Source organism: Wolbachia endosymbiont (group A) of Volucella bombylans (assembly GCF_964026965.1).
In the GTDB taxonomy this organism is placed as follows: Bacteria; Pseudomonadota; Alphaproteobacteria; order Rickettsiales; family Anaplasmataceae; genus Wolbachia; species Wolbachia pipientis.
On the sequence record NZ_OZ034717.1, the window covers coordinates 102,748 to 119,975 of the forward strand.

The 17,228-nt window shown below is 36.1% G+C and carries 12 protein-coding genes and 3 pseudogenes; 7 read left to right on the forward strand and 8 right to left on the reverse strand.

Translation table 11 applies throughout. From position 1 onward, the window contains the following. Positions 1 to 22: 22 nt before the first annotated feature. Positions 23 to 397, forward strand: a pseudogene (locus AAGD51_RS00515) (IS66 family transposase); the annotation flags it as partial. A gap of 31 nt (positions 398 to 428) precedes the next feature. On the opposite strand, the gene AAGD51_RS00520 reads toward AAGD51_RS00515, so the two are convergent. From AAGD51_RS00520 to uvrA, 6 genes and pseudogenes are all read right to left on the reverse strand, one after another. After that, entirely contained in the window at positions 429 to 812 is a 384-nt protein-coding gene (locus tag AAGD51_RS00520) for a hypothetical protein (RefSeq protein ID WP_341810467.1), read from the reverse strand. A 63-nt stretch (positions 813 to 875) separates the two neighbouring features. Then, positions 876 to 1,106: pseudogene (locus AAGD51_RS07155) on the reverse strand (ankyrin repeat domain-containing protein); the annotation flags it as partial. A 3-nt stretch (positions 1,107 to 1,109) separates the two neighbouring features. Continuing rightward, positions 1,110 to 1,322 carry a hypothetical protein gene (locus AAGD51_RS00525; RefSeq protein ID WP_341810468.1) on the reverse strand — a complete coding sequence of 71 codons (213 nt, stop codon included), beginning with the start codon at positions 1,320 to 1,322 and terminating at the stop codon, positions 1,110 to 1,112. A 64-nt stretch (positions 1,323 to 1,386) separates the two neighbouring features. Further along, a complete protein-coding gene (locus AAGD51_RS00530) occupies positions 1,387 to 2,112 on the reverse strand; it encodes a ComF family protein (RefSeq protein WP_006279736.1) in 726 nt (241 codons plus the stop codon). Between the two features lie 227 nt (positions 2,113 to 2,339). Continuing rightward, positions 2,340 to 2,654, reverse strand: coding sequence for a hypothetical protein (locus tag AAGD51_RS00535; protein ID WP_010082388.1), 315 nt, complete (start codon positions 2,652 to 2,654; stop codon positions 2,340 to 2,342). 54 nt (positions 2,655 to 2,708) lie between these two features. Next, the gene (gene uvrA / locus AAGD51_RS00540; protein ID WP_006279734.1) at positions 2,709 to 5,504 is read right to left on the reverse strand and encodes an excinuclease ABC subunit UvrA; all 2,796 of its coding nucleotides are present in this window, start codon (positions 5,502 to 5,504) and stop codon (positions 2,709 to 2,711) included. A 413-nt stretch (positions 5,505 to 5,917) separates the two neighbouring features. On the opposite strand from uvrA, the gene AAGD51_RS00545 reads away from it, so the two are divergent. After that, positions 5,918 to 6,091 carry a hypothetical protein gene (locus tag AAGD51_RS00545; protein ID WP_341810469.1) on the forward strand — a complete coding sequence of 58 codons (174 nt, stop codon included), beginning with the start codon at positions 5,918 to 5,920 and terminating at the stop codon, positions 6,089 to 6,091. Between the two features lie 750 nt (positions 6,092 to 6,841). Here AAGD51_RS00545 and AAGD51_RS00550 read toward each other — a convergent pair. After that, entirely contained in the window at positions 6,842 to 9,949 is a 3,108-nt protein-coding gene (locus AAGD51_RS00550; RefSeq protein WP_236514424.1) for an AIR synthase-related protein, read from the reverse strand. Positions 9,950 to 10,057: 108 nt separating this feature from the next. Here AAGD51_RS00550 and AAGD51_RS00555 point away from each other — a divergent pair, with 108 nt between their 5' ends. The 3 genes and pseudogenes from AAGD51_RS00555 (at position 10,058) to AAGD51_RS00565 (ending at position 14,277) form a co-directional block, all read left to right on the forward strand. Further along, on the forward strand, positions 10,058 to 12,874 hold the full coding sequence (locus AAGD51_RS00555) for a WPE palindromic element domain-containing protein (RefSeq protein WP_186809130.1): 2,817 nt from the start codon (positions 10,058 to 10,060) through the stop codon (positions 12,872 to 12,874). 332 nt (positions 12,875 to 13,206) lie between these two features. Beyond that, positions 13,207 to 14,039, forward strand: a pseudogene (locus tag AAGD51_RS00560) (IS5 family transposase). A gap of 127 nt (positions 14,040 to 14,166) precedes the next feature. Then, positions 14,167 to 14,277 carry a WPE palindromic element domain-containing protein gene (locus AAGD51_RS00565; protein ID WP_080717651.1) on the forward strand — a complete coding sequence of 37 codons (111 nt, stop codon included), beginning with the start codon at positions 14,167 to 14,169 and terminating at the stop codon, positions 14,275 to 14,277. Between the two features lie 600 nt (positions 14,278 to 14,877). On the opposite strand, the gene ndk is transcribed toward AAGD51_RS00565, so the two are convergent. Next, on the reverse strand, positions 14,878 to 15,297 hold the full coding sequence (ndk, locus tag AAGD51_RS00570) for a nucleoside-diphosphate kinase (protein ID WP_182309846.1): 420 nt from the start codon (positions 15,295 to 15,297) through the stop codon (positions 14,878 to 14,880). A 113-nt stretch (positions 15,298 to 15,410) separates the two neighbouring features. On the opposite strand from ndk, the gene AAGD51_RS00575 reads away from it, so the two are divergent. Together AAGD51_RS00575 and hemH are read left to right on the forward strand one after the other, a co-directional pair. Continuing rightward, positions 15,411 to 16,208 carry a hypothetical protein gene (locus AAGD51_RS00575; RefSeq protein WP_006279845.1) on the forward strand — a complete coding sequence of 266 codons (798 nt, stop codon included), beginning with the start codon at positions 15,411 to 15,413 and terminating at the stop codon, positions 16,206 to 16,208. After that, a complete protein-coding gene (gene hemH / locus AAGD51_RS00580) occupies positions 16,209 to 17,156 on the forward strand; it encodes a ferrochelatase (protein ID WP_236514410.1) in 948 nt (315 codons plus the stop codon). Positions 17,157 to 17,228: the final 72 nt, after the last annotated feature.

Genomic DNA, 17,228 nt, shown 5'->3' on the forward strand with positions numbered 1-17,228 from the left:
GCCACTCCGCTGAACGGATACAAAAAAAGCTTTACTAAAAAGTGAGATAGATGTTTTGAGGTTTGTCAGACGTGCCAGAAAATTAAGAAAACGTACAAAGTATTACTTGAAGGAGATATCTCGTTTACCTGAAGCAATTGGAGCCTCTCGAGTTGCAAAAAATGTTCTGAGATCTGAAAGAATGATGTGGAAATTTTTAGATGACCCAGAAAATATTCCGCTGACAAATAACCACGCTGAACGGCAAATTCGGCATTATGTCGTTTATCGCAAAAACTCATATTTTACACAATCAAAGCGGGGAAATACATTCCTTGAGCGGATAATTTCATTATACTTAACTTGGAAACAAAGGGGTCTCAATCCTTTCCAAAATCTCCTATCTATTGTTTCTTAAACCACTCTCCTGAACGGATACGCATCTTGACCTATATATTCTGGCCAACTTTCTGCACAAAACTCTCTGTTTCTTCCATTTTAGTGTTAGGTTTTGACATTACGTACGCAATGCAAACAGATACTAATGCAATGGATACAGATATACCAATAGTTACTAGTATAGGTAATTCAACAATGTATCCAATACCCGCCACTATCAATGCAGTTGCAATACCACCTACAGCAATCATTTTTGCTTGCCTTTTTTTCTTACATTCCATTTCTCTCTTATGTTTTTCTTCTTCTGCTTTCTTTAAAGCAGCAGCCTCTTCCTGATGTTTTTTTTCCTCTGCCTCCTTTGCAGCATTTTCCTTAGGCTTCTCTTCTTCTGCTTTCTCCAAGACAGCAATCACCTCTTTGTCTGTAGCAAACATACTGGAAATGGAATTATTATTATCTAGTGCTAAAGGACTAGCTCCTTTATTTAACAGGCACCTCACTGCATTTATATGATTATTAGTAGCAGCAAAATGCAGCGGTGTTGAGCCAAGTTTAGAACATGAGTGAATATATGCTCCTTGCTCCAGTAGTAATTCTATTATTTCCGTATTACCGCTGTTAGCGGCACAATGCAGAGCAGTGTGTCTACCACCATCGCGTGTACTAACCTCTGCACCTTTCTCCAGTAGACGTCTTACTGTTTTTACTAAGCCTTTATGAGCAGCAATATTTCACGCAGTAGTATAATACCTAGAAGCATGGGTAATCTCTTGCCGTATTTCAAATAAATGATCTATGTGAAAATTAAGTCTTTTCCACTGATTGTATGTATCTTGGTTACATACGAGCAGCTTTTGCTTAATTTCTTCAATTATGTCACTTTCTTTTGATTCTTGCTCTATTTCTTGGAATATGGCATCAATTTCTTGCTCTTTTATACTCATAAGCTCTCCAACAACTATTTGCTATAAGTTATTTTATAGATAAAACAAAAACAAGTCAAGATTTTTACGTAATAGTTTCACAATCATTTACCGTTCTTGCAAGTGATAGCACTCTCACTTCTTTTGCACCGGAGTTTAAAATTTCCTGAGAGCAAGATCTTACAGTTGCTCCGGTTGTTACCACATCATCAACTAATATCACGATTTTATTTTTGATAATTTTCTTGTTGCTTGTTTTAAAAGCCTTCTTTAAGTTTTTTTCACGCTGTTTAAGTGAAAGACCAGCTTGAGGCACAGTATGGCGAAGGCGTTTTATTGCAAATGGCGTATAGGATAAATTGGACAACTTACTCAACTCTTTTGCAAGCAACGCTGCTTGATTATATTTACGTTTAAACAAGCGCATTTTATGTAACGGTATAGGAATTATGACCTCTGCGTTCTGAAATGTATCCTGATTAGCTTGGTGTATCCACTTTGCATAGATTTTTACGTAATTCAAATTATCAAAAAATTTGAAATTTATAATCATGTTTCTACTATGTTGATCATAAGCAAAAACTGATCTTAATACTTTAAACGGTGGAGGATTGATGATGCACTTACCACACGTATAAATATTGTCTGAGATTACTACGCCACAAACATTGCAGTAATGCTTAGTTAGAAAATTGATTTTTTTGTTGCATTCACTACACAGATTAAGATTTTCATCAATGATACATTCGCAACTTACGCATACGCTTGGAAATATGAGATTTGTAGCTTTTTTTAGTAAGAGAAGGTTCACAACTCATTAAATATATTATAAAATAATTTATATAGTATAGCTAAAGTAACTTAAGCTTACACTCTTTCACTTTTTATTTCATTTCAATATAGTTCAAACTGAGCCACTGCTGAGTGCTGTAGCTAGTGCAAGTCAGGTTTTCCTACGTCATACCGCCGCGGTATCTCTAGATCCCGCTAACAAGCAGCGGGATGACGAATTTGTCGTTTATCAAATCGTCGGTAAACCTAAGTCACTTTAGTTATAGTATCAAACATAAAGGTTGCAATATTATGTTGGCTGCTAAAATAGCACCAAGTGCACACAATGAATACACTTTCTCTGCCCTGTGACCCACGTTTATCATTATCTTGATAATACTTGTTATAATTGTCTTTACTCTCAACTCCACAAATTACATCTTTCACAGGTCCTAGCACATTATCAACGTAACGTACAGATTTATAGAAACTATTTTCTGGAACTAGTGTGTTATCTTCTGCTTTCTTAGCAGGTACAACTCCATATTCAACGTACCTTCTAAAGTATCGATATACTGACATTCTTATCTCCAAATCATAAATATGCAACCTAGCCTAATATAATTAAGAAATAGTTTATAATAAATACGTTTTAAGATACCTGCCTGTAACACTTTCTGGAATTTTTGCCACTTCTCCTGGAGTTCCAGTAGCAATCACTTCTCCGCCTTTTATTCCGCCCTCTGGTCCGATGTCTATTATATAATCTGCAGTTTTTATAACGTGCAAATTGTGCTCGATAACTATAACAGTGTTTCCCAGATCGACTAATCTATGGAGTATTTTTAGTAAGTTATTTATATCTTCAAAGTGTAATCCAGTTGTTGGCTCATCAAGAATATACAATGTTCTTCCGGTAAATCGTTTTGATAGCTCTTTGGACAGCTTTATTCGTTGTGCTTCACCCCCAGACAACGTTGTTGACGACTGTCCGAGTTTTATATAGCCAAGCCCCACTTCCTGCAAAGAAACCAACTTTTCTTTTACCATTGGAAGGTTTTCAAAAAAATCACAAGCTTGATCTATCGTCATATCAAGCACATCAGAGATTGATTTTTCTTTATAAGTAACTTCCAATGTTTCCCGATTATACCTTCGTCCTTTACACTGCTCACACTTCACGTAAACGTCCGGTAGAAAATGCATCTCTATCTTTAAGTGCCCATCACCTTTACAAGCCTCACACCTTCCCCCTCTGGTATTAAATGAAAACCGGCCTATATTATACCCCCTTGCTTTTGACTCCGAAAGACCTGCAAACCAATTTCTTATATGAGTAAACATACCGACATATGTTGCTGGATTTGACGCAGGAGTTCTACCAATTGGCGACTGATCAACTTCTATAACTTTATCTATATATTCAAGGCCTTCTATCTTATCGCATTGGCCATACCGTGCAGACGAATGATGTATCTTATGTGCTGAATATTTATATAACGTTTCTATGACTAAACTTGATTTTCCCCCTCCTGATATTCCAGTAACACAAATAAGATTCCCTATAGGAAATTTAACGTTCACATTTTTTAAGTTATTTTCACATGCATTTATTACTTTTATGAACTGAGTTGCTTGCTTTCTTCTTCTTGGAATTAAAATTTTTTTCTCTCCACTCAAATATTGCCCTGTTATGCTCCCTGAATTTCTTTGCACCTGGTCTGGTGTTCCTTCTGCAACAACTTTTCCACCATTTACGCCAGCTCCAGGACCAATATCAATCGCATAATCAGCAGCCATTATTGTATCTTCATCATGCTCAACAACGATTACAGTGTTACCCATGTCTCTCAAGTTTTTCAGTGTAGCAATTAACCGATCATTATCGCATTGATGAAGGCCTATCGAGGGTTCATCAAGCACGTACAGCACTCCTGTTAAACCAGAGCCAATTTGTGAAGCAAGCCTGATCCTCTGACTCTCGCCACCAGAGAGAGTGCTAGATTCTCGATCAAGCGTTAGGTAATTCAACCCTACATTCTTTAAAAATGCTAGCCTCTTGATTATTTCATTTAATATTTTACTTGAGATTTGCTTCTGTTGTTCTGTGAGCTTGTCTGGCAAATTTTCAAACCATTTAAGGGATTCATCGATGCTGAGCCTTGATATTTCACCTATATGTTTGCTATCAATTTTCACTGTAAGCGCTTCTTTTTTCAATCTATAGCCAGTACATTCTCTGCAGTGAGTGACAGAGCAATATCGCTCAACAAGTGTTTCATCATAATCCATCTGGTTCTCCAAGATACTGATCAAACCTTGAAATTTATTAGAGCCAAAGAGTATCATATCTTTTACTTCTTGATCTATGTTCTTCCACGGAATATCAAGGTTAAATTTGTAGTTTTCAGCCAGTGATAGAATTGCACTTTTTAGAAATCCATAACCTGTGTGCACTTGACGGAACATTGATCCCACTGGCTTTAAAGCACCCTCAGATATTGAAAGAGTTTCATCCGGTACTATTAGCTTTATATCAACACTTAGTTTTTTACCAAGCCCATTACACGAACCACATGCACCGTAAGGGCTGTTAAAAGAAAATAATCTTGGTTCTATTTCCTCAAGAGTGAAACCAGACTCGGGGCATGCAAAATTCTCTGAAAAAGTTAGAATTTGACCATTTTTATACTCGGAATTATGGTTGTCAGGTAGGTTTACTATTTCTACATACATTAGACCATTACCAAGTTTTAGTGCGGATTCTATACTACTTGGCAGTCGATTTCCTATATCGCCCAATATTGATATTCTATCTGCAACCACAAAAACGTCGTGTTTCTTGTTCTTATCGAGTTTAGGCAAGTCATCTACATTGTACACTTCACCATCTATTTTGAACCTTACGTAACCTTGTCTTTTAATTTCCAATATCTCTTTAAGATGTTCTCCCTTTCTACCACGCACAACAGGGGCAAGTATATATATCTTAGTTTCTAAAGGTAACGCAATTATAGTGTCTACAATTTGAGACACCGTTTGTTTTGTTATTGGTAATCCAGTTGCAGGTGAATAAGGAACTCCTATTCGTGCATATACTAAGCGCAAGTAATCGTAAATTTCGGTAACAGTTCCAACTGTTGACCTTGGATTTTTTGAGATCGATTTCTGGTTGATAGATATTGCAGGAGAGAGACCTGTAATCGACTCAACATCTGGTTTATCCTGAATGTTGAGAAATTGACGCGCGTAAGCTGACAGGCTTTCAACGTACCGGCGTTGGCCTTCTGCATAAATCGTATCAAATGCAAGGCTAGACTTGCCAGAACCACTTAGCCCAGTTATAACAACTAGCTTATTTTTCGGTATATTGACGTCTACACCTTGCAGATTATGTTCCCTTGCGCCCTTAACTCTGATAAAATCGTCCATATTATACCATATAGCGTATTAACCATTATAGCCTCAAAATACGTGAATTTATAGTGATATATTGATTTTCTATTGATTTTTTCAACTGTTACGGAAAATTAGGCAGCGTTTGATAAATCGTCATTCCGCTACTTGTTAGCGGCTGAGATACCGCGACGGTATGACGGTTAAGTAGGCCAGTGCCCTGATGATGTCATCCCAGTGTCAAGCACATAGCTGTACGAACGTTGTAGTTTAGGAGCAATTCCCACCAGTGGGCCAGTGCCCAGACACTGGTTCTATGCAACTTAATTAAAAACGTTTGTTTTAGCGTAAGACAACTACCTTTAGCTCATCAGCTCAGTTATAAGCAAAATTTCTGGATTCCAGACTGGAATGACACCATTTGCTGTGCAATTTACCTTCAAAAATGAATGTTCGTACAGCTATGTGTCAAGCACTGGGATGACACCATTCTTTTTTCTGGATTCCAGACTGGAATGACACCATTTGCTGTGCAATTTACCTTCAAAAATGAATGTTCGTACAGCTATGTGTCAAGCACTGGGATGACACCATTCTTTTTTCTGGATTCCAGACTGGAATGACACCCCCCTGATAGGCTCAAATCATAGTGTTTGTACAGTTGTGAGTTTAGGCTACCTATAAATTCTAAACTGTTGTTACGTATTAGGACCACCAAATACACCCCCAGGACCCAAAGTCAGTTTAGCTATATCAGAAAACAGGTTATGTGGAAATCTTAAAATACTTCTTGTTCGCCAAGCAAAATAAATACATTCCTACAAACAAGCAGATGCTCAATACTGACACATAAGAAAACTTAAAAATTAAATCTCTAATGTATATTGATAAGCATTTACCTGCAGAAAATTTGTATAGTAATCCAACACATACAACGGCACTATCAACCACTGATGCTATAATTAAAGTAATGAAATTTGCCATATGAAAATTCAACTTGGACTTCAATTTTTCAAAAATAATTATGCTTGAGAGAAGAGATACTAAAATTGCAGTATATGAAATCAATATCATCAAATTAAAACTTTGCCATTTAAAAACACAACATAGCGCTGTACACACTATTAAGTTGTACGTAGCTTTGCTTCTGCCATAAAATTCAACCATTGAATTTACAACTAAAGCAGCTCCCACAAATAAGGCAGCACATATCATCAATTTATTTGAAGTGTTGAGTAAAGAAAGACTGATAAACAGGAGTATCGATAAAATAGACATAATTACCTACCCAAAATTAATAACATACATTCATTCTAAATAAACATTACATATAGTAAAAGAGTTATTTAGCATAATAAGAAAAATATTTTATATTAGCATGCCACATCTTTCAGATCTACTTTTAAAACATCCTTTATGTTTAGCACCTTTTTCTCTGTTACTTTGCCAATACATGAATAAACTGCACCTTCAAACAATTCTTCAAACCTCTTCTGATTTTGTGGTGCAATAGTAACCAAAATTCTACTTTGCGATTCAGAAAACATTATTATCTTGTTTATTATGTCTGTATTTTGTATTTTTCCTATTGGCACTAGTGAAAGATCGATTTCAGCACCAAGGTCTCCTGCAATTAGCGATTTTGCCAGAGCAATAACTAATCCGCCTAAGTTTGGTGCAATTGCAGAGGCAATTATGCCATCTTTTATTGCCTGGTTGTAACGCTCATACAACTTCCTAGCGCTCTTTGCATCAACTTTTGGTACGTTGTTATTACCTATTCCACTATATAACTGATATTCAGATCTACCAAGTTCATCAAGTGTTTCTCCAAGTACATATATCAAGTCTCCCGGCATTTTCACATCAAGCGATACCGCATTTTCAATATTTTCTATAATTCCAATTGCTGAGATGAGTAATGAAGGTGGTGCGGAGATTATCACTTTCTCGCCATTTTCATCATATCCCTTGAAGTCATTGAACATACTGTCTTTTCCGGATATGAATGGTGTTTTAAATGCAGTTGCAAAGTCGTAACAAGCCTCTGCAGCTCTCTTTAGCTGCCATAGCCTTTCTGGATTATAAGCATCACACCAGCAAAAATTGTCGAGCAACGCTAGATGATTTATATTTCCTCCTGCGGCTACATAGTTGCGTATCGCGGTGTCAATTGCACATGCTGCCATGTGGTAGGTGTCAATTTCTCCATAACTTGAGCCAAATCCTTGCGATTTTACAACACCTTTATTTGAAGAAAGAACAGGCCTTGAGACAATAGCTTCGCTGCACATTCTTCCCTTGCCTTGCAGTGGTTTTAACACTGACGATCCTTGAACCTCATGATCATATTGCACCACTATGAACTCTTTGCTGCAAATGTTTGGTCTGCTCAGCATTTCTTTTAGTTCAGTTTCTTGGCTTGATGTCATGCAAGTAGCTGACACGCAAAGGGTGTCATGCAAGTAGCTGACACTGGAATCCATTTCACATTCAATTCCACCATTAGATGAGTTTTGGCGTAAAATGTTTGCAGGCTTTACCTGCTGGATCCCAGTGTCAAGCACTGGGATGACAGGAAAGGATACAGCAGACTCCTTAGACCACGGCTTTGTCTGTAAATGCACTTTAGGATTACCATCATGCAGAAATTCAGTTCCGATATCCATTATTACTTTCCCTTTAGGACATTTAACAACAGCTTTACCACTCTCATTGAACTCTCCAATCACACAAACCTCCACATCATGTTTTTTCATGATTTGCTTAAACATAGGGAGATTTTCTTCTGGCACTGCTAAGGTCATTCTCTCTTGTGATTCTGATATCCATATTTCCCACGGAGCCATACCATCGTTTTTAAGGAGAACCTTGCTCAAATCAACTTCAAATCCGTCTTTTCCCATTTCACCAATAGATGATGATAGACCGCCTGCTCCATTATCCGTTATTGCATTATAAAGATCAAGATCTCTTGCTTCCAAGGCGGCGTTGGATAATTTTTTTTGTGTTATAGGGTCACCAATTTGCACAATTGTTGAAGGGCTGTTTCCCGACAAAGCCTCTGAGGAAAACGTTGCACCGTGAATTCCGTCCCTTCCAACTCTTCCGCCAATAATTACGATTTTATCGCCGTTTTTAGGCCCTTTGATGTGTGAAGGTGCGTTATTTATGTTGCGTGGAATAATTCCGACACTGCCAACAAAGACTAACGGCTTTCCACAAAATCTATCGTCAAAATATACCGATCCAAGTTGTGTTGGAATACCAGAGCAATTACCAGCAACATTAACACCGTGAATCACTTCTTTCATTATATATTTTGGCGGTAAGATCTCATCAGTGCGCTCTTTATCCCTATAAAACTTGCCTTTTGCTTCTTTGGCAAAGCAAAAGTAATAGGTATTCATTATAGGCTCTGCGCCTTTACCGAAACCAACTATATCACGATTTACTCCAAGCACTCCAGTCATTGCTCCACCAAATGGATCAAGAGCTGAAGGGCTATTGTGAGTTTCAACTTTATCTACAATCAAGTAATCGTCATCAAAAATTATTCCTCCTGCGTTGTCAGAGAAAACTGACACACATATGTCAGAATTTATCTCACGCGTTGCACGCTTGATATAATGTGCGTATAGGCCATCTTTTATTTCATCAATGGGAGAGCAAAAGATATTGTGCTTACAATGTTCAGACCAAGTTTGTGCTAGGGACTCAAGTTCAATATCATATGGATTTCTATTAAGTTTTTTAAAGTAATCCTTTATAGCTTTCATTGCTGCCAGAGAGAGCCCTAAAGTGCCATTACCATCGATTCCATCTCTGCTGATCTTTTCAAGCTCTTGGTCACTTACATTGAGGTCAACGGACTTAGTACTATCCTCTGTCATCCCAACCCTACCTTCTGTCATTCCAGTGCTTGACACTGGAATCCAGTTTTCATTATACAATTGCTTGAAATTTTCTGGATCCCAGTGTCTGGGCACTGGGATGACACCTTTTAATTTACCGTAATGCCTCCAATAGCAATTGCCGTTTTCTTTATAAACAAGAATGCAATACTCAGTGATAGGATTAAATTCTTGTTTTATATCATCTTCAGTTGCTTGACTTAGAATCAATTTTGAACTTCTTGCTTTTATACAAACATTTTCATCAATGTAGTCCTTGTTTATTAAATATTCTCTAACAATTTGTTTCGCTGTGTTGCCTACATTGTCAGTCATGCCAGGTAAAAAGCTTATCTCCAAGCCCCACTTTGCTTGTGGTTCTATGAAGTTATATTGAACTTCTTCAAGGTTTTCATTGTAGGAATAATAACGGCAGTCTTGTATGACTTTATTATAAAATAGCCCACAAATTTCTTCATGTAATTTTGATGGTAATTCTTTGCTTATGTAAATCAAGTAAACATTAACTACCCTTCTGCGGCCAAATTGTTCACATTTATTTAAAACTTCTATTCTGATGTTTGCCATGTAATATTGTGAAAGACTTTAATATATCATAGCATAAGAAACTGCGAGCACATTTATATTTTAAATAATTTCTATACAATAAAAGTATTGTATTAATTGTTACTGTTAGTGGGAAGAGTTTTTACTGTTAATGTGGATGAATCCCTTTTTGATGTGCTGGTTCAGCACATATTTTCTGAATATGAAAGAGAAAAAATTCCCGAGATAAAGGTCATACTTCCTTGCAAGAGGGATGTGATAGCGCTGCTGAGTGCATTCAAGAATTATAACGCTGAAAAATGCATAATTTTGCCAGAGATAGTTTCGCTAGAGAACATTGATGAGGAAGATTTAATATTAAATCTTGATAGAGTTAAAGTTATAAGTCCAATAAAAAGGACGCTGCTACTCATTCAATTCATATTGGAATGGAATAGAAAAAATAATGATAATTTCCCAATTGATTTAGCTTATAGCCTGCCATCATTGCTTGATAAAATTCAATCTACCCAAACAACGGATTGTTATCAATTTGATGAACATTCAAAAAAAATAGAGAATTTCATAAGCTTACTCACTGAGACTTGGAGTAAAACTTTAAAAGATTTAGAAGTAGTAGATATATTAAAACATAAGAGTGATTACATAAACAATATGATAACCTCTTTACAAAAAGACCAACATATAATCTTTGTTGGAATTGGAAAGGATAAGTCGTTAATTAAGGCTATATATGATCTGCCATTTGGAAAAATAATTTTGCCTAACCTGAATTTGAAAATTAAAGAGAAAGACTGGAAATTGCTTGATAAAAAACACTATCAATATTGCCTGAAAGATCTACTCGATTATTTAAAAGTGGATAGAAGGGATGTTAGTTTTCTGCCAGAAGCGTGTTCTGGTGTCATCCCAGTGCCCAGACACTGGGATCCAGAAAACTTAACTTTAAATGAGCGCACCAGGTGGCTGTATAATGAAAACTGGATCCCAGTGTCAGCTACTTGGATGACAGAAGAAAGGGCTGGGATAACAGGAAGTCCTGAGGAATATCTAGATTACGTCTTTGATACAACTGCCGATCTAAGCAAAGTTAGTAGTGGACATGTTGGCAATATTGAAGTCATCACTTGTGATTCCAGAGAGGAAGAAGCACAAGTGACATCATTAATTATAGAAAATGAAGGTTATGAAAACATTTCTTTGGTCGTCTTTGATAAATTACTTGCAGCTCGTATAGCATGTTTATCAAGGCAACACAGTGCCATACCGGAAAATTACCCTTATATAACGCTTCTGCTTTATAGTATCGAAGTTTTGACCTCAAATTGGAGCAGTGTGTCATTACTTTCGCTCCTTAAACATAGGCTAGTGACTTTTGGTTACACTCAAGAAGAGTACACTCGGATTTTATCTGAATTTGAAATAGAGATATTACGCAACTTTAGTACAAATGGCCTGAGCGATATTATAAATGCTATCAATGCCCATAAAAAGCTAAAATACAAAGAAGATATATTACTTATTATCAGTAAGTTAGAGGTTATATTTAATCCTTTACTTCGTTCTATAAATTGCTCTATTTTTGATGTGGTAGCAACTCATTTGCAGTGTATTAATATATTATCTGGTATAAATTTTTCAGAGCTAAATAGTGAAATAGGTAATTTTACCTGTAATTTTTCAAATGCATGTGAGGGTGTAGAAATTAAATGCTCCTTAGAGTTATATAGCCAAATTCTGACCTTATTTTTAGAGAAAGAGTTTTTCTCTGTAGCAAGTGACTTGAATAAATTCAGCTTATATCACAACAAAGTTGTGATACTTGCTGGATTTAATGAAGCGCCAAGCTTTCAAAGTCCGCTTTTGAATGCACTTACGAGAGAAAAATTTAATCTTCCTTCTGCGCAAGAAGAGCAGGGGTATTTTTTTTATACTTTACACAATTTGTTTTGTGCAAGTAAGGTTTATATTACAAGATCGCTAAGCCATAGAAAACCAATGCTATTGCAGCGTTTGGAAATTCTGTTGCAGGGGTCAAAATATCCTTATCGTGATTGGCTAAGGATATTAAATACGCCTGAATGTACTGTTCCATGTACTCAGCCTATGCCAAAACCTCAAACCGAAGTTAGAAAAGAAAAAATGCAGGTGATGTCTTGCAGTGCAATAGAAAAGCTAATTCGTAATCCTTATTCATTTTACGTTGAGTATATACTGGGCCTTAAACAATTAAGAGACTTGAATTTTAAGCCATCGATATTGGAATTTGGCACTATGGTACACAACATTCTTGCAAGATATTTACGCAACAAAAAATCTCCAATGAGCATTGCACGAGAAGCATTCTCGACTAGTCAGTTTAATTTTTCAAATATGTGGTGGGTAAGACTACAAAAGATAATTCAATCTTTTGTCGAATTTGATGAAACTCGAAGCAATTATGTTGAGTTGGAAAAGAGCTTTTCCTGTCCGATATTTCATATTCCAGCGCGTGACACTGGTTCTTGTGATCAGTATGAAACTGCTTGGATGACGAATAGAGATCTGATCCCACAAGAAATCTTACTGACAGCAAGATGTGATAGAGTTGAGTATCTACCAAGTGGGCAAGTAGCAATTATAGACTATAAGCTTGGTACACCACCTTCCAATGAAGAAGTGATGTCGGGGTTTTTTCCGCAATTAATTTTACAAGCCTTAGCGGTAGAACATATAACAAAAAGAGAAGTCTCAGAACTTGCTTATTGGAAACTTGATTATGATAAAATAAAAGTTATTTCTATACAAAATTATAGATACAAAATGCAAGAATTAAAAAATGATCTGCCTGGTTTTTTATCTAACTATTTAAGTGATTCCACACCCTTTATTGCCTCTCCATATTTTGATAAATTCTTGAGATTTAACAGCTATAAACAGCTAGAAAGGGTAGGAGAGTGGTTGTAAATGGTGTCATCCGAGTACCTGACACTGGTTTCTATCCAAAAGGGTGTCATCCCAGTGCTTGACACTGGGATGGCTTTGTTGCATCACACTTTATGAGATGGTGATTTATGGTAAATTCATGTAACTATCTCAAATTTAGCCATACCAATATCAGTGAATTTATTAAGCAAATAGCATTTGATTAGCAGTTCTTTTTCTCGATTTATCTCAGATTTATTCCTAAAACTAAATCCGAATATTTGCTTTAATCTTGAGAAAAACCCTTCAATATAAGAGGTTGTCCGGAAACAAGTAAAAGGCTATAATATCTGAAATTTTAGTACGGGGTAAAGATGAGAAAAAAGTATCCAACAGATCTAAGCGAAAGGGAATGGGCAAGAATAGAAAAACACTTCAGAGTATCATACAAGAAAGGAGGAAGGCCGCCAAAGTATAGCAAAAGAGAAATATTAGAAGCAATTTTCTATGTATTGCGTACAGGGTGTCAATGGCGGTATTTACCAAATGATTTTCCGCTATGGAAGACTGTGTATGAGCAGTTCAGGCAATGGAAGAAGCAGGGAATTTTTGAGAAAATGAATTATGAAATTACAAAATATAGTAGAAGAAAAATAGGAAGGAATGAGCAGCCGAGTGCCTGTATAGTAGATAGTCAATCTGTAAAGACTACAGAAAAGGGGGGATCAAAGGCTATGATGGAAGTAAAAAAGTAAAGGGTAGAAAAAGGCATATAATTACAGACACTCAGGGTTTTATACTAGGTTGTTACGTAGGCGCTGCTAACGAAAATGATAGAGATGGTATTAAAATAGCATTAAACAATATGAGAACAAAATATACTAAAGTTAAAAAAATGTGGGCTGACATGGGATACCAAGGAAGAAATTTAAAGAATCACATAAAGGAAGAATATGACATAGATATTGAAATTGTTACAAGGCCTCCATGTAGATTTTGGGTGCACAAAGATACGCCACCTGAGCTACTACCAACAAGAGAACAAGGGTTTAAAGTACAGCCAAGAAGATGGGTTGTAGAAAGGACTTTTGCTTGGGTTAATAGGAATAGAAGGCTATCGAAGGAGTATGATTTACTCACAACATCCACTGAGAATTTCATATACCTAGCTATGAGTAGGGTTATGTTAAAGAGGGAATATGCTTGAATTTACTAGTTTCCGGACAACCTCTAAATGTACAATAAGAACTAGATTCCAGACTGGAATGACAGCAGTCCTACGTCATACCGCGATTCATTCTCGGTATCTCTAGATCCCGCTAACAAGTAGCGGGATGACGGTTGTCAGGCTAGCTGTCATCCCAGTGCCCAGACACTGGGATCCAGAAATTTTAATTGTAAGTAAGCATACTGGGTTGATAAGTATAAAAGTAGCTAGAAAATAAACATTTTTGATGAGATTATATGGAAAACTGGATGCCAGTGTCAAGCACTGGCATGACACCCTTCACGGACTTTTAAATTACTTTAGCTATAAATATTAAGAAATTTACCAAATGAAAAAAAAAGGCAAAAGAAGCCCTGGGGTTATTATCCGCTTTAAAATATTGGCGTTTTTTATGTTTTAAACGCTTGACAAGCGAGATTCAGCCGCTTTTAATTGCAACTAACTTACGCTGCAAATGTTTAAGAAATTTACTAAGCAGAAAAAAAGACAAAGAATCCCCGAGTTAGCTAGTCTTTTACTATCTCTGTCGAGTATTGGCATTTTTTGATGTCTTGTAACGCTTTATAAGCGCGTTCAGCTTATTTAGATAAAAATCTAGATGTAGATGAAGTTTTGTAAAGACATACAGTATCTATATACTGCAAAAAATTGAACATAAGACGCCGATACATTAAGTAATCCTTACCTTTTAATCTGCAGATTGGCGAAAGCAAATACAATAGCTTCAGTTTCATGATAAGGGGGCTGGTGAGGTTTGTCAAGGAAGTTTTTTCGTTTCTATGTTGTCAGCTACTTGGATGACGCCAATCTGAGTTAACTACACCAACTCACATTCAGCAAAAAAGAAAGCTATCTCCTTACGAGCATTTTCTAGACTATCCGAGCCGTGGACTCTATTTTCACTAATATCATCAGCAAAATCACCCCTGATTGTGCCTTTATCTGCCTGCTTTGGATTGGTAGCTCCCATGATTTGTCTGTATTTACTTACTGCATTTTCACCAACTAAAACTTGAACTACCACAGAACCAGAGGTCATAAACTCTACTAATTCCCCAAAAAAAGGCCTATCTTTATGAATTTCATAAAACAGCTCTGCTTGTTTTTTTGTTAGTAACATCATTTTTTGTGCTGTGATTTTCAGCCCAGATTGTTCGATGTAGGAATTTATATTGCCTGTAATATTATTTTTTACTGCATCAGGTTTTAAGATTGAAAGTGTCTTCTCAATTGCCATATTATTTCCTTATATAGAATAGTACATTTATAGATTTATTTTATTACAAATTTTAATTTCATAGAAGTGATTTTTTATCTATAATTAAGGACAAATCATCAAGGAGGTATTGTATGGGTAAATGTTGTAAAAATAACACTACTAAACAAGCTGAATCTACTACTAAAAAATTAGTAAGTAACTTTAAGTCATCGCTTTTGTGTGGAACAAAAGGGTTTTTGACTTTTAGTCTGGCATTTTTAAGTTATTTGGAATATAGTTCACATCATAATACAAAATTAAAAGAAGGTGCTGCCTTTGCAATGAAAAGAAACACTATTCCATTTCTTGAAATGACAATCATAGCACCGCTTGTTTGTTTTGCACTGCCAGCTATGCTAGGCAGTATGAGCCTCATGCAATGCGCACTTTTATGTGCTGCCTTAATGATTGCCACATGTTTTATTGTCAGAACTTTTCATCTGCGTGAGAAGTTAATGGAAAAAATCACTAACCATAGTAGAAAAGAAATAGACGCGGAATTTAAGAAAGATACTATAAAATTTCCTATTTTTGATCAAAATAGAAAACACATCGAGTATAATTCGCCCAATTCAGGGCAACCACTGAATGAAACGAGTAGCACCTCTCTTTTCGTTAAAGTTTTACTTTTCCCTCTAAAGGTTCTTTTGAAGGTCCTGCAAAGTTGTATAATGCTATCTTTAGCTGCTGTTGAACTTCTTGAAACCGTGCCAAGTTTTTGTGTTGATCTGTTTTTTGATAGAAGTTTTGAATCCACACAGAGTAACATGCAGAGATTTGGCCACTTATTGTATGCAAATGTGAGAAATTTAGTGCCTATAACTAAATTTGATGAGTGTGTAGCTAATTTTATAGGTACCCCGAAAGTAACTTGTTGTAGTAGTGCGTAGGTGAAAAAGGCAGTTATCTTATTTAATCTTGGCGGGCCTGATTCACTAAATGCGGTCCGTCCTTTTTTATTCAACCTTTTTTATGACAGGAGAATAATCAATCTACCGAATCCCTTTCGGTTTCTTTTAGCAAAGTTTATATCTGCGAAACGAGAAAATACTGCACGAAAAATATACGAGGAAATTGGAGGTAAATCGCCAATTCTAGAGAATACAAAAATGCAAGCTAATGCTTTAGAACTAAAATTAAACGAAAATAGAAACCATGTACACAAGGTATTCATCTGCATGCGCTATTGGCGTCCATTTGCTGACGAAGTTATTGAAAGTGTAAAACAGTTTGATCCTGATGAAGTGATTCTGCTGCCACTGTATCCACAATATTCAACTACCACAACTCTGTCATCCATCGAGAATTGGCAAAAAAATGCTAAACGGTATGGCCTAAAATGCAATACAAAAATGATTTACCGTTATTATGATAACCAAGATTTTATTGAAGCTCACGCTAATCTGATAGCTAAGTACTATAAATTGGCTAGCAAAATCGGTAAACCAAGAGTCCTATTTTCAGCCCATAGCTTACCTCTTAGTATTATTAAAAAAGGCGACCCTTACGCTTCACAGGTAGAAAGAAGCGTAGAGTTAATAGTAGAAAAGTTAGCTATTAATAACTTAGATTGGTCAATATGTTATCAGAGTAAGATTGGTCCTGTAAACTGGCTAGAGCCAAGCACTGAAAGTGAGCTATTACGCGCAAAAATTGATGGTGTACCTGTAGTTCTATCACCTATATCTTTTGTTTCTGAGCATTCAGAAACTCTAGTTGAACTTGATATAGAATATAAAGCAATTATCAAGGATGGATATTACTTTCGCGTGCCAACTCTCAGTGCCGATTCTTTGTTTATTAAATGCTTGGCTGATTTATGCATAAATCTCCCTTAAAGCCCTGATTTATAGTGCTTTTCTTTTAGGATTTTATGTGATAGAATAACAGAAAGTTATTATTTTATTAAC

Bases quoted from the DNA above. Each gene is read 5' to 3' on its own strand.
- AAGD51_RS00575 (WP_006279845.1), top strand. From the start codon at position 15,411: ATGGGTAAATGTTGTAAAAATAACACTACTAAACAAGCTGAATCTACT.
- AAGD51_RS00525 (WP_341810468.1), bottom strand. From the start codon at position 1,322: ATGAGTATAAAAGAGCAAGAAATTGATGCCATATTCCAAGAAATAGAG.
- uvrA (WP_006279734.1), bottom strand. From the start codon at position 5,504: ATGGACGATTTTATCAGAGTTAAGGGCGCAAGGGAACATAATCTGCAA.
- AAGD51_RS00520 (WP_341810467.1), bottom strand. From the start codon at position 812: ATGTTTGCTACAGACAAAGAGGTGATTGCTGTCTTGGAGAAAGCAGAA.
- AAGD51_RS00565 (WP_080717651.1), top strand. From the start codon at position 14,167: ATGACGGTTGTCAGGCTAGCTGTCATCCCAGTGCCCAGACACTGGGAT.
- ndk (WP_182309846.1), bottom strand. From the start codon at position 15,297: ATGGCAATTGAGAAGACACTTTCAATCTTAAAACCTGATGCAGTAAAA.
- AAGD51_RS00535 (WP_010082388.1), bottom strand. From the start codon at position 2,654: ATGTCAGTATATCGATACTTTAGAAGGTACGTTGAATATGGAGTTGTA.
- AAGD51_RS00550 (WP_236514424.1), bottom strand. From the start codon at position 9,949: ATGGCAAACATCAGAATAGAAGTTTTAAATAAATGTGAACAATTTGGC.
- AAGD51_RS00545 (WP_341810469.1), top strand. From the start codon at position 5,918: ATGTTCGTACAGCTATGTGTCAAGCACTGGGATGACACCATTCTTTTT.